Here is a 13144-nt window from a genome sequence, read left to right on the forward strand (position 1 = left end):
CTGCGGCCCCACCCCCGAGGTCGTCACCCCAGACCTCCTGCGCCACGTCTTCGACGTCACCGCCCGCATCGAACCCTGCTCAAAAGGAAAACCACAACTCATCGTCGATGGAAGAGCTAGCTAGGGGGATGGCCTGTCCGGTGGAAATGCTGCATTCAGGTGAAAAATCGGGCAGAACCATGATCCACAAGACCACCCTCGCCATCGCTGCACTTTGCGCCGGATTGGCGCAACCGGTCCTTGCCGCCGACCTGATCGGGTTCTGGGACAGCCCGCAAAAAGGCGCGAACGGCTTCAACGCCACCCCGCAGGATCAGGCCTATTTCAAGGCGCTGTCCGATACCGGGGCTAGCTGGCTGCGCCTTTCCTTCAGCAAGTGGAAGGGTCAGGGGCAGGATTTCCTGATCGGGGATGCCGATGATTACGCGGGCCTTGCGCCTCAGGATCTAGCGTCCCTGCGCAAGGTTCTGGATGCCGCCGAGGCCGAGGGCATCAAGGTGGTCGTCACCCCGCTTAGCCTGCCCGGTGCGCGCTGGACGCAGCAAAATGGCGGAAAATATGACGATCGGATCTGGTCGGAGGCGCGCTATCAGGATCAGGCGGTGCAGTTCTGGAAGGATCTGGCGGGCGCGCTGAAGGATCATCCGGCGGTTGCGGGCTACAATATCCTGAACGAACCCGCGCCCGAAAAGAACGGCGGCCCGACCGAGAATGCCCCGCAGCAGGAGCTGGACACTTGGCAGGCCGCGCAGGCGGGCGGTTTGCGCGATCTGCCGGGTTTCTACAGCCGCATCATCGCCGCGATCCGCGCCGTCGATCCGGTCACCCCGATCATGGTCGATGGCGGCTGGTTCGCCAATCCGCGCTCGCTGGCGGCATGGCCTGCCGCGCTGCCCGACGACCGGGTGCTATACGCATTCCACATGTATGAGCCCTATGCCGCGACCAGCGCGCCCAACATGAAGCGGGAAAAACCCCTGCGCTATCCGGGGGCGGAAACCGAATATGCGGGCGGAACGCTGGCTTGGGACCGCGACGCCGTGGCGGCCCATATCGGCGCGGCGTTCGACTGGGCCGAGGCACAGCACCTGCCGCCCGGTCGCATCGTCGCAGCCGAGTTCGGCTGCATGCGGCGCTGGCAGGATTGCGGCACCTATCTGACCGATGTGCTGGACACGGTCGAGGCGCGCGGCGGCCACTGGGCCTTCTATTCCTTCCGCGAGGATGAATGGGACGGCATGGATTATGAGCTGCCGACCGACCTGCCTCCGGGGCGGTTCTACTGGCTGACCGAACAGGGCCAGCCCGAGAAACTGCCGCGCGACGGCAAGCTGATGCAGATCCTGCGCGACAGGATGCGTTGATCGGTCCGGGCGGGGTGTCGGCGCCTCAGGCCGATGCCCTGACCCGCGGCTTGGTCAGCACAAACACATTGCCCAGCAGGACGAATGCCAGCCCCAGCCCGGCCAGCGGCGTGATCCGGTAGCCCTCATAGACGACCGAGATGCTAAGCGCGACGACCGGGAACAGCACCGTCATATAGGCCGCGCGCTCTGGCCCCAGACGATGCACCACGGTCAGATAGGTGGTAAAGGCGATCACCGAGCCGGGGATCGCCAGATAAAGCAGCGATCCGACATAAAGCGCCGATGTGTCAAAGGCGAAGGGCACGCCGCGCAGCAGGGCGAAGGCAGTCACGATCCCGGCCCCGTAAAGCATCGCCCAGGCGTTGACCGTGGCAAGCTGCAGCCCGTGACGCTGATTGCGGGCGGAAACCAGATTGCCTGCCGAAAAGAGCCACGTTCCCAGCAGCGCCAGGGCCAGCCCCTTGGCCGTGCCGGGGTCCAGCGCCGCCGCCGACAGCGTATCGCGAAACAGGCAGGCGATGCCCAGAACCCCCAGCCCCGCCCCGGCCAGAATGCGCCCCGAGGGACGGCGGCCATGAAACAGGAAGGCGTTGATCAGATTGAAGATCGTGGCCGCCGAGAACACCACCGAGACGACTCCGCTGGGGACATAGCCCGTCGCGATGTAGAAGCAGATGAAATTGCACGAAAACAGGCATAGCGCCTGCAGGACCACCCAAGGCTGCTGCCGCGCGGGAATGGCCCTTAGTTTGCCCATGGCCAGCAGCCCAAGGAACATGACCGCCCCGGCCAGCGCGAAACGATAGACCACCGAGGCCTCGATCGGCACGATGCCAAGCTGGTTGTGAATGGCGATCCAGGTCGTTCCCCAGATCAGCACGGTCAGGGCATAGTAAAAGGCGGTCACGGTGATCTTCTCGGTTGGGAATCGCCCGGCAGACATGCCCGAACCCAGCCGGACTGTCCTGCGCGATCTTACGTCAAATGGCGGGGGGCGGGATTCAAGGGGTGCTGCCCGGACTGCGCCAGCGCACGGTCAGCCCTGCTGGCTGCTGGTAAAGACCGCCAATTGCGCGGCAAATGCGCGGGCAAAGGCGGGCCGGCCTTCGGCCCGCGCGATGTATTGCATCAGGTTCGGATATTCCTCCAGCAGGCCCGCCCCCTTCAGCCTTTGCAGCACCGAGACCATCAGCAGATCGCCCGCGTGAAAGGAGCCGTCCAGCCAATCGGCGGTGCCGAGGCGCGCGGACAATTGGCCCAGCCGGATATGCAGAAGCTTGTCGATTTTGGCCAGACGCTGTTCGAACCACAACTCGTCGCGCTCAAACAGCTGCGCCATGCTGCGTTCGACGATTGGCGGCTCGATGGTGTTCAGCGCGGCGAACATCCATGCGATGGCCCGCGCCCGCGCATCGGCATCGTCAGGCAACAGCCCGTCATGGCGCTCGGCGATATGCAGCACGATCGCGCCGGATTCGAACAGGGTCAGATCGCCGTCCTGATAGGTCGGGATCTGGCCGAAAGGATGCAGCGCCAGATGGGCGGGCTGCTTCATGTCGGGAAAGGACAGCAGGCGGACATCATATGGCTGCCCCACTTCCTCCAACGCCCAGCGGACGCGCATGTCGCGCGCAAGCCCCCTGCCACGGTCGGGCGAGCGTTCAAAGGCGGTGATGGTAATGGCCATCGGAACCTTCCCTTCTGCGTGCAGATTATCGCCCGCCCCGCCCCCGCGCTCAAGGCCGGATGCCCGGCCACCGGCGGCGATCCGCGCGGCTGATCCGCAAATGCCCGGCCTTACCGGGTTTAGGCCTAGCCTTTGGGACAGTTTCGTCGCCTTTCTGCGCAAAATGTCGGCCAGCCGACACAAGTTGCGGCAGATTTGCCCTAAATACGGACATGACAGGACATGCTTCGTCCTTAGCGGTAACGAGTAGCCTTTTTGTAAATGTACCACTGAAGAGCAGGGCGGCTTGCATCGCCCTGCTCCACATTGCATTGATTGCCAAAGCGTTTCCGGAATTGCGCCGCCCTCGGGCTTGTCCAAGGCCGTTCGGACGGAAACCTGTCTCGGTTTCTGGGGACTGGCACAAGCATGGAACTGCCCGCGACCTATCGGCCCAACTTCGATTCCGACCTGCTGCAGGGTCTGTCAGAGCAGCAGAAGCTGACCTTCCTGTCCGATTGCATCACCCGCACCCATCTGCGGCCCAAGGACATTCTGCAGCAGGGTCTGGCAACCGACACCTTTTTCATCGTTGAGCAGGGGCAGGTCGAGGTCAGCTATATCGACCCGAACGGCAATTCCCTTGTCGTCTTTATTGCCGGTCCCGGCGAGGTGCTGGGCGAGGTCGAGGCCCTGTCAGGCAGGCCATGCGCCGCCACATGCACGGCGATGCCGGGCTCAAGGGTCCTGTGCTGCAGCTCGGCCGCGTTGCTCAAGCATGTTCCCGCGCAGCTGTTGATCGTGAATCTGGCGGGCTTGCTGCATGATCGGCTGGTCCGGGACAATCGCCAGCGTTCGGTCGACAATTTCATGACCGCCGACCAGCGGATTGATCATTACCTGCATCAACTGACGACCGAGGCAGAGCCCAAGATCAATGTCAGCCAGGCCTATCTGGCGACTTTGGCTGGATGCACCCGCCAGACTGTCAATCTGCGGCTGAACCTGCTGCGGCAGCAGGGCATTGTCGAATTCAGCCGGGGCGAGATCCTTGTTCTGGATCGCGACGGGTTGCAGGCAAGCGGTTCTCTCGTCTGAGAAACTGATCCGACTTGGCAATGCCCGGCACAGGCGGGGCAGACGCTATCGACTATGCGATTCCTCGGACGGCATCACGGCAAAATGGAACGGCGGGGCTGACGGTGGCAAGCCGCAGCCCAGCCGTCATCGAGTATAGACAAACAATTTCAATATTATAGCCGAGCCATGAGGTTTGGCGCGCTGTCTCGTGCGATTGACGCAGCAAACTTCTTGACTTCCATACCAGCAAATTCATTATGTCGACAAATTATATACAACAGGGATGCATGTCAGATGACCACCTTGCTTCGCTCCGCACGGACCCCCATGCTTGCCACGACCGCCATGCTGCTTGCGCTGGCGGTCCTGCCTGCAACGGCACAAGAGACCGGCGGCGTGCTGAAAATCCTTGGTTCGGGGGATATCGACCATTTCGACCCGGCCAGCGTCGGCGTCGTCACCTCGAACAACTTCATCCGCGCGACGCAGCGCACGCTGGTCGGCTATGACAGCTCGCTCGACCCCGCTGAAGGTGTCGCGCCGAAAGCCGACCTTGCGGTCGAACTGCCTCAGCCCGGCGATGATGGCCTGACCTATACCTTCACCCTGCGCGATGGCGCGGCATGGGACATCAAGGGCACGCCGCGCCCGATCGTTGCCGCCGATGTCGAACGCGGCATCAAGCGCATGTGTAACCCGGTGCTGGGTTCGTCCTTCCTGACCTATTTCGTGTCGCTGATCGAAGGCATGGACACGTTCTGCGACGGCTTCGCCAAGGTCGAACCGACCGCCGAGGCGATGAAGGCCTATGTCGAGGGCACGGACATCACCGGGATCGAGACCCCGGATGACAAGACCGTCACCTTCCGTCTGAAGGAAAAAGCCGGCGATTTCATCTATATGCTGTCGCTGCCCTCGGCCGCACCGGCCCCGGTCGAAATCCTTGACTTCATCCCCGACAGCCCGGATTTCCGCAAGAACTTCATGGCCTCCGGCCCCTATACCGTCGCGGATTACGTGCCGGACAGCACGCTGAAGCTGAAGCGCAACCCGGCATGGACCGCCGAAAGCGATCCGCTGCGCAAGGCCTATGTCGACGAGATCGAACTGACCTTCGGCCTGCAGCCCGACGCCGCGATCCAGCAGATTCAGGCGGGCGATGCAGACATGCTTTACGACATCCTCGTGCCGCCGGCGCTGCTGCCGATGCTGCAGGCGACCGGGGATGACAAACTGGTCGCGATCTCGGTCGGGCGGACCAGCTTCATCTTTGTCAACACGGCGGCCGACAACAACAACGGCGCGCTGAAGGATGTGAAGGTCCGTCAGGCGCTGAACTACGCCATCGACAAGGCGGCGATCGTGCAGCAGATGGGCGGGTCTTACGTTGCCGCGCCGCAGAACGGCATCTTTGGGCCGGGCGTCGTCGGCTATCACGACTTCGACCTGTATCCCAGCACCGAACACAAGGGCGATCCCGACAAGGCCAAGGCCCTGCTGGCCGAGGCGGGCTTCCCCGACGGGATCAAGCTGAAGATGCCCTTCCGCAACATCAACGACGAACCGTCCATCGCCCAGACCATTCAGGCCAGCATGAAAAAGGCCGGGATCGAGCTGGAACTGATCCCCGTTTCCGCCGCGGATTACTATTCGAAATACATGACCAATCAGGAAACCACCAAGACCGGCGCATGGGACATCGCCCCGGTCAGCTGGTCGCCCGATTGGGTCGGCGGTGCCGCGCGCTCGGTCTTCCAGCCGCAATTCACCTTTGACGGTCGCCACCAGACCTACAACTACACCGACTACAACAACGACGCGGCCAATGCGAAAGCCGCCGAGGCAATCAACGCCGCCGACGCTGCTCAGGCGGGCAAACTGTGGGCCGAGGTCGACGAGCTGGTCATGGGCGATGCACCGGTCATTCCGTTCATCTCGCAAAACGTCGTCGTCTATCACAGCGATGCGGTGAAGAACTTCCTGCCCTATGCGCTTGGCGCGAACGGGGATTGGAGCAACCTCTGGCTGGAGCGCTGATCGCGGCAAGCGACCGGCCCCGACCGTCGATCACACAACTCTCGCCCGCGCAGATGTGCGGGCGATTTCCTTGGCGCAGGAACACATGAATGCCCCTTCTTGAAGCGCGAAACATCTCAATCCGCATCCCGACCGAGGATGGAATCCTTCACGCCGCGCGCAATGTCTCGTTCACGGTCGAGGCAGGCAGCCTGTTCGGCATCGCGGGCGAATCCGGCTCCGGCAAATCGGTCCTGACCCAGGCGATCATGGGCCTGCTGCCCGGCGTCGAGATCGAGGGCGAATGCCTGTTCGAGGGTCGCGACCTGCTGAAAATGACGCCCGCCGAGCTGCGCGCCCTGCGTGGGGCACGGATCGGCATGGTCTTTCAAGACCCGCTGTCCAGCCTGCACCCCTATTACACCATCGGCCGCCAGATCACCGAAGTGATCCACGCCCATGAAAAGGTCAGCAATACCGAGGCCCGCGCCCGCGCCGCCGAGATGCTGGAAAAGGTCGGGATCAAAGATGCGGCGGCCCGGCTGGACGATTACCCGCACCAGTTTTCCGGGGGTATGCGCCAGCGCGTGATGATCGCGATGGCGCTGGTACTGCGTCCGTCGCTGATCATTGCCGATGAGCCGACCACCGCACTGGACGTGACGGTGCAGGCGCAGATCGTCGCACTGCTGGATGAAATGCGGCGCGAACTGGGCATCACGGTCATCATGATCACCCATGATCTGGGGCTGATGGCCTCGGTCGCGGATAAGGTGATGATCATGTATGGCGGCACGCGGCTGGAAATCGGCCCGGCCAAGGGGTTGTTTGCCGCGCCCGCCCATCCCTATACCTTCGGCCTGCTGCGCGCCTCGCCCGCAGCGGCGCGGCAGGGGACCGAGCTATATTCGATCCCCGGACGGCCACCCAGCCTGCTTGCGCGCCCCAAAGCCTGCATCTTTGCGCCGCGCTGCGCGCAGGTCCAGCCGATCTGCCAGACCGAGGCCCCGCCCAACCGCGCCTATGCCTGCGGGACCGAAGCGCTGTGCCATTTCGAAGCCCGGATCGACCGCGCGGATGCCGCCCCCGCCCAACCCGCCCGAAAGCCGCCCACGGACCGGCTGCTGTCGGTGCAGGATGTCGCGCTGACCTATACGATGTCCTCGGGCTTTGGCGCGAAGCGTCAGCTTGATGTGCTGAAAGGCATCACGCTTGAGGTCGCGCGGGGCGAGACTTTGGGTCTGGTCGGAGAGTCCGGCTGCGGAAAATCGACGCTGGCGCGGGTGATTGCGGGGCTGGTCCCGGCCACGCGCGGCAAGGTCGATTTCGACGGCATCGATGTCGGCGCGCTGACCCCAAAGGCATGGCGCGACATGCGCCGCCGCGTGCAGCTGGTGTTTCAGGACCCGTTCGGCTCGCTCAACCCACGCCGCAGGGTCGGCGCGATCATCGGCGAGCCGTTCCGCATCCACGGGCTGGCCAAGGGCGAGGCGCGCAAGAACGAGGTCCGCCGCCTGATGGAACTGGTCGGGCTGAACCCCGAGCATTACAACCGCTTCCCCTCCGAATTTTCCGGCGGGCAGCGGCAGCGCATCGGTATCGCCCGCGCCTTGGCGCTGAACCCCGATCTGGTGATTTTCGACGAGCCGGTCTCGGCGCTGGACGTGTCCATACAGGCGCAGATCCTGAACCTGATGCAGGAATTGCAGCAGAAGCTGGGGCTAACCTATCTGTTCATCAGCCATGACCTTAGCGTCGTGCGCCATATGTGCGACCGCATCGCGGTGATGAACGCGGGCCGCATCATCGAGATGGACGCGACCGAGCAGATCTTCCAGCACCCGCAGCAGGATTATACCCGCACGCTGCTGGACGCCTCGCATGTGCCGCCGGTGCCCGTGCAGGCCCAGCCGCGCGAACTTCTAAGACTGGAACAGGGAGCCGCATGATGAGCGAAGCCCAACTAGACGCGCCGAAAGTCGTTCAGCGATCCTCGGCCAACCTGACTTTCCGCCGCCTGATGCGCGACCCGGCCAGCCTGCTGGCTGCGGTCTTCATCTTGGCTCTGGTCGCTTTCGCCATCGGCGCGCCTTGGTTCGCCGGCTGGACCGGCCATGACGCGATCGAGCAATATCGCGATACCGGCTTGTCACCGGTCGGCCTGCCGGTCGGGCCCAACCATGAATTCCTGCTGGGCGCCGACCAGCTTGGCCGGGACGTGCTGGTCCGTATCGCCTATGGCGCGCGGATCTCGCTGGCGGTGGGGGTGGCTGCGGCGCTGGCGGCATCCTTCATCGGCGTCACCATCGGCATGACGGCGGGCTATTTCGGCGGCTGGACCGATACCGTGCTGGGACGGCTGATGGATCTGGTCATGTCGGTGCCGTTCCTGCTGTGCGCCTTGGCGCTGGTCTCAGTCTTTGGGCCGTCGCTGTGGCTGTCGATCTCGGTCATCGTGTTTTTCAGCTGGACCACCATCGGCCGAGTGATCCGGGCCGAGACGGCATCCCTGGCCCGGCGCGATTTCGTGCAGGCCAGCCGCTCGCTGGGGGCGGGGAACCTGTCGATCATGCTGCGCGACATCCTGCCCAACCTGTCGGTGCCGATCATCATCTACACGACGATGATGATCCCGAATTCCATCGTCTTCGAGGCGACCCTGTCCTTCCTTGGCCTTGGCATCGTGCCGCCGACGCCAAGCTGGGGCGGGATGCTGGCCGAGGCCGGGGCCAATTCGATCTATCTGGTCGCATGGTGGCTGGTGCTGTTTCCGGGGCTGGCGCTGCTGGGCTCGACGCTGGCCTTCAACATTCTGGGCGATGGGTTGCGCGATGCGCTTGACCCCAAGGGCAGGCGGGTGAAGCGCCGCCGCAAGCCCGCCAAACCCGTGACGGAGGGCTGATCATGGGCAAGTTCATCGCTAAGCGGCTGGGCTTCGGGGCCTTGGTCCTGTTCGTCCTGAGCCTGTTCGTGTTCCTGCTGTTCTTTGTCGCGCCGGGCGATCCCGCGCGGATCGTCGCGGGCGACAAGGCCAGCGCCGAGCAGTTGGAACTGGTGCGCCAGAACCTTGGCCTCGACCAGCCGATAACGCAGCAATATCTGCAATTCGTCGGTCGGGCGGTTCAGGGCGATCTGGGCTTTTCCTATCGCAACCAGCAGCCGGTCAGCGAGCTGATCCTGCGCCGGATTCCGGTCACCATCTCGCTGGTCTTTGGCGCGGTGATCCTGTGGCTGGCGATCGGCATCCCGATCGGCATCATGTCGGCGCGCCATCCGGGCGGGTTCCGCGATCGGCTGGGGCAGGTCTTCATCCTGCTGGGCCTGAGCTTTCCGACCTTCGTTCTGGGGATGCTGGCGCTTTATACGCTTTATTTCTTGCCCAAGCAGGCGGGATTCACCCTGTTCCCGCCCAGCGGCTACAAGCCCTTCCTGACCAATCCGCTGATCTGGGCATGGCATCTGGCGCTGCCTTGGGCCACGCTCGCGCTGGTCACGGCGGCGATCTATGCCCGTCTGACGCGGGGCCAATTATTGCAGGTTCTGGGCGAGGATTACATCCGCACCGCCCGCGCCAAGGGCCTGTCGGAACGCAAGGTCGTGCTGCGCCACGGCATGCGCTCAACCCTTATGCCACTGGTGACGCAGCTTGGCGCGGATATCGGGCTGATGCTGGGCGGCGTCATCGTGATCGAGCAAGTCTACGGCCTGCAAGGCGTCGGGTCGCTCGCGGTGCAGGCGGTGCGCAATCAGGACCGCCCGATCATCATCGGCGTGGTGCTGCTGGGGGGCCTCTTCATCGTGCTGTGCAATATCATCGTGGACCTGCTTTACGCAGCCCTTGATCCCCGGATGCGCTGAAATCGGATGACCGACATGAACGACTATAAAATCCCCGGAGCGATTATCCGCGACCACTCGGTCACGGTTCCCTTGGACTGGTCCAAGCCAGACGGTCCGACGATCAAGGTCTTTGCCCGCGAGATCGCCGCCCCCGATGGGCGCGAGCGGCCTTTGCTCGTCTATCTGCAAGGCGGGCCGGGCGGCAAGGCACCGCGCCCCGGCGGAGGCGCGCCCGGCTGGCTTTCGGTTGCGCTGAAACGCTTCCGCGTCCTCATGCTGGACCAGCGCGGCACGGGCCGCTCGACCCCGGTGCAGGGCCGCGCCTTTGCCGCGATGAGCGCCAATCAGGGCGCGCATTACCTGTCCTGCCTGCGCGCCGACAGCATCATCCGCGATGCCGAACATCTGCGTAAAGCGCTGTTCGGCGGCCAGAAATGGTACACGCTGGGGCAAAGCTATGGCGGCTTCCTGACCCTAACCTATCTGTCACTGGCACCGCAGGCGCTGCTGGGTTGCTATGTCACCGGCGGCATGGCGGGCATCCGCGCCAGCGCCGATGACATCTATCGCCGCACTTATCCGCGCGTGGCCGACAAGAACCGCCAGTATTTCCAGCGCTATCCGCAGGATCAGGCCGTGCTGGACCAGATCGCCGACATGCTGACGGATCAGGACATCCGCCTGCCCGATGGCGACCGGCTGAGCGTGCGGCGGCTGCAATATCTGGGCATGGATCTGGGCATGTCCGACGGGTTCGAGAGCCTGCACTGGCTGCTGGATGAGGCCATTGCCGATGACGGCCAGCTATCGGACAGCTTCCTTGGCCGGATGCGCGAGACGACATCCTTCGATCAGAACCCGCTTTTTGCCGCCATCCACGAGGCGATCTATGCCCAGCACGGCCAGCCGACCGATTGGGCCGCTGAACGGGTGCTGGCCGAATTTCCCGAATTCGCCGCCGCGAACCGCCCGCTGCTGTTCACAGGCGAGATGATCTATCCGTGGATGTTCGACGAGATCCGCGCCCTTCGCCCCTTCGCTGGGGCCGCGCAGCTACTGGCGCAGATGCCGATGGAGGCCGCGCTATACGATCTGGACCGATTGGCCGCCAATGACGTGCCGGTGACCGCCGCCGTCTATACCGACGACATGTATGTCGATCTGGACCTGTCGCTGCAAACCGCGCGCGCCTTGGGCAATGTGCGGATGTGGCTGACCAATGAATTTGAGCATAATGGGCTGCGGGCATCCACGCAGGTGCTCGAGCGGCTGTTTGACATGGAGGACGGCCTTGACGGCTTTAACTGCTATTCACGCTGAACGACTGGCCATGCTGCGCGGGGAACTGGCGCGGCTGGGACTTGACGGGCTGATCCTGACCACCTCGGACGCCTTCCAGAATGAGGAAGCGCCGGACCATGACCGCGTGATCCGTTGGCTGACGGGCTTTACCGGCTCGCTTGCCCATGCGCTGGTGACACCGGACCGGGCGGTCTTTCTGGTCGATGGCCGCTATACGATCCAGGCTGCAAAGCAGGTCAATGGTAAGCTGTGGCAGCATGGGCATTTCCACGAAACCCCGCTGGCGCAATGGGTGGCCGGGCTGGGTGCGGGCCTGCGCATCGGCTATGACCCGATGACTTGGACCGTCACGCAGGCAGAAACCCTGCGCGCCCGCGCCCATGGCGTCACGCTGGTCCCGGTGGCTGATCCGCTGGCTGCGATCTGGCTGGACCGCCCCGCGATGCCGCAAGCGCCCATCCGCGAAATGCCGCTCTCCGAGGCCGGGCGTTCGACCAGTGACAAGCTGGAATGGCTGCGCGGTGAGCTGTCGCGTCTGGGCGTCGAGACTTGGGTCGAGACGCGACCCGACAATATCGCATGGCTTTTCAACCGCCGTGGCGGCGATGTGGCGATGAACCCGCTGGCTTTGTCCTTCGCCATCATCGGCAAGGACAGCGCCGAATGGTTCATCGACCCGGCCAAGCTGGTCATCCCCGCGCCCGAAGGCGTCACCCCCCGCACCTTTGACGACTTCCTGCCCGCGCTTTCCGCGCTGACGGGCCGCGCGGCATTCGATGCCTTCTTCACCCCCGATGCGGTGCCGGTCGCGCTGGCGCAGGGCGCAGCCGTGCCCGCGCCGACCACGGGCCTCATCACGCTCGAAAAGTCGAAAAAGACCCCCGAAGAACTGGCGGGATTCCACCGCGCGCATCTGGACGATGCCGTGGCGCTGGCCAAATTCTGCCAATGGCTGGAAGCCGAGATGCCCCTGCGCAGCGCCTCGAACGATCCCATCGACGAATGGGAAGTGTCCGAGAAACTGGCCGGATTCCGCGCCGCCGTTCCCGGCTATCAAGAGCCGAGCTTTGCCACCATCGCGGCTTCGGGCGGGAATGCGGCCCTGTGCCATTATGCCCCCGCCGCAAGCGGCAGCGGGACGCTGACCCCCGATCAGATCTTGCTGCTCGATTCCGGCGGGCAATATGATTGTGGCACGACCGATGTGACGCGCACCTTTGCCTTTTCGCCGGTCGCCGATGACATTCGCCGGATTTCCACGGCGGTGCTGAAAGGCTTCATCGCGCTTTCGGTCGCGCGCTTCCCGGTGGGGACCTTTGCGCATTCGCTGGATGCGTTGGCGCGGGTGCCGCTTTGGCAGCTTGGCCTTGATTACGATCACGGCACCGGCCATGATGTGGGCCATAACCTGCTGGTCCATGAGCATCCCCATCGTCTGGCCAAGCCCGGCAATCCCGTCGGTCTGGTCGCGGGCAATATCATGACCATCGAGCCCGGTTACTATCAGGAAGGCCGCTGGGGCATCCGCATCGAAAATCAGGTCGAGCTGGTCGAGGATGGTCCGGGCTTCCTGTGCTTCAAGCCGATGACGCTGGTACCGATCGACCTGTCGCTGTTCGATCTGGCCGCGCTGACCACGGCCGAGCGCGCATGGATCGACGCCTATCACGCCGAGGTGCGCCACCGGGTCGCACCGCTTCTGCAAGGCGAGGTGGCCGATTGGTTGATCCGCCACACCGCGCCCATCACGGAGGCTGCCACGCCGCGCCAATAAACAACGCGCCTGCCCGTCGGTCACAGACCTGACGGGCAGGCCGTCACGACGCCTGAACCCGTCCGCTGTCGCCCTGACACCACGCGCGTAACTGCGGGT

General features: G+C 64.0%; 10 protein-coding genes. 8 read left to right on the forward strand and 2 right to left on the reverse strand.

Features of this window, described 5'->3' with window-relative positions; translation table 11 throughout:
* The first annotated feature begins 179 nt into the window (after positions 1–179).
* A complete protein-coding gene (locus IB235_RS16005) occupies positions 180–1364 on the forward strand; it encodes a glycoside hydrolase family 5 protein (protein WP_192337522.1) in 1185 nt (394 codons plus the stop codon).
* 25 nt (positions 1365–1389) lie between these two features.
* Here the strand turns inward: IB235_RS16005 and IB235_RS16010 are convergent, their stop codons facing one another.
* Both IB235_RS16010 and IB235_RS16015 read right to left on the reverse strand, forming a co-directional pair.
* Positions 1390–2274: an EamA family transporter gene (locus tag IB235_RS16010; RefSeq protein WP_192337523.1), complete on the reverse strand. Its 885-nt coding sequence runs from the start codon at positions 2272–2274 to the stop codon at positions 1390–1392.
* Between the two features lie 129 nt (positions 2275–2403).
* Positions 2404–3054, reverse strand: coding sequence for a glutathione S-transferase family protein (locus IB235_RS16015; RefSeq protein ID WP_192337524.1), 651 nt, complete (start codon positions 3052–3054; stop codon positions 2404–2406).
* Between the two features lie 408 nt (positions 3055–3462).
* Here IB235_RS16015 and IB235_RS16020 point away from each other — a divergent pair, with 408 nt between their 5' ends.
* The 7 genes from IB235_RS16020 to IB235_RS16050 all read left to right on the forward strand — a co-directional run bounded on the left by IB235_RS16020 (position 3463) and on the right by IB235_RS16050 (position 13045).
* Positions 3463–4131 carry a Crp/Fnr family transcriptional regulator gene (locus tag IB235_RS16020; RefSeq protein WP_192337525.1) on the forward strand — a complete coding sequence of 223 codons (669 nt, stop codon included), beginning with the start codon at positions 3463–3465 and terminating at the stop codon, positions 4129–4131.
* Positions 4132–4407: 276 nt separating this feature from the next.
* Entirely contained in the window at positions 4408–6150 is a 1743-nt protein-coding gene (locus IB235_RS16025; protein ID WP_225612381.1) for an ABC transporter substrate-binding protein, read from the forward strand.
* An 89-nt stretch (positions 6151–6239) separates the two neighbouring features.
* Positions 6240–8078, forward strand: coding sequence for an ABC transporter ATP-binding protein (locus tag IB235_RS16030; RefSeq protein ID WP_192337526.1), 1839 nt, complete (start codon positions 6240–6242; stop codon positions 8076–8078).
* Positions 8078–9031 carry an ABC transporter permease gene (locus tag IB235_RS16035; protein WP_225612382.1) on the forward strand — a complete coding sequence of 318 codons (954 nt, stop codon included), beginning with the start codon at positions 8078–8080 and terminating at the stop codon, positions 9029–9031. Before IB235_RS16030 ends, IB235_RS16035 begins: the two co-directional genes overlap by 1 nt.
* 2 nt (positions 9032–9033) lie before the next feature.
* Positions 9034–9987 (forward strand): ABC transporter permease, encoded by a 954-nt coding sequence (locus tag IB235_RS16040; protein ID WP_192337528.1) that lies wholly within the window; start codon positions 9034–9036, stop codon positions 9985–9987.
* 15 nt (positions 9988–10002) lie between these two features.
* Entirely contained in the window at positions 10003–11289 is a 1287-nt protein-coding gene (locus IB235_RS16045) for an alpha/beta fold hydrolase (RefSeq protein ID WP_225612384.1), read from the forward strand.
* Between the two features lie 10 nt (positions 11290–11299).
* A complete protein-coding gene (locus IB235_RS16050) occupies positions 11300–13045 on the forward strand; it encodes an aminopeptidase P family protein (protein WP_192337530.1) in 1746 nt (581 codons plus the stop codon).
* Positions 13046–13144 lie beyond the last annotated feature (99 nt).

Origin of the sequence: Paracoccus sp. PAR01, assembly GCF_014851995.1 — a bacterium.
Taxonomy (GTDB): Bacteria; Pseudomonadota; Alphaproteobacteria; order Rhodobacterales; family Rhodobacteraceae; genus Paracoccus; species Paracoccus litorisediminis.

What these genes read in the sequence shown, in the direction of transcription:
- IB235_RS16005 (WP_192337522.1), top strand. Translation starts at nt 180, where the DNA reads ATGATCCACAAGACCACCCTCGCCATCGCTGCACTTTGCGCCGGATTG.
- IB235_RS16015 (WP_192337524.1), bottom strand. Translation starts at nt 3,054, where the DNA reads ATGGCCATTACCATCACCGCCTTTGAACGCTCGCCCGACCGTGGCAGG.
- IB235_RS16020 (WP_192337525.1), top strand. Translation starts at nt 3,463, where the DNA reads ATGGAACTGCCCGCGACCTATCGGCCCAACTTCGATTCCGACCTGCTG.
- IB235_RS16025 (WP_225612381.1), top strand. Translation starts at nt 4,408, where the DNA reads ATGACCACCTTGCTTCGCTCCGCACGGACCCCCATGCTTGCCACGACC.
- IB235_RS16030 (WP_192337526.1), top strand. Translation starts at nt 6,240, where the DNA reads ATGCCCCTTCTTGAAGCGCGAAACATCTCAATCCGCATCCCGACCGAG.
- IB235_RS16035 (WP_225612382.1), top strand. Translation starts at nt 8,078, where the DNA reads ATGAGCGAAGCCCAACTAGACGCGCCGAAAGTCGTTCAGCGATCCTCG.
- IB235_RS16040 (WP_192337528.1), top strand. Translation starts at nt 9,034, where the DNA reads ATGGGCAAGTTCATCGCTAAGCGGCTGGGCTTCGGGGCCTTGGTCCTG.
- IB235_RS16045 (WP_225612384.1), top strand. Translation starts at nt 10,003, where the DNA reads ATGAACGACTATAAAATCCCCGGAGCGATTATCCGCGACCACTCGGTC.
- IB235_RS16050 (WP_192337530.1), top strand. Translation starts at nt 11,300, where the DNA reads ATGCTGCGCGGGGAACTGGCGCGGCTGGGACTTGACGGGCTGATCCTG.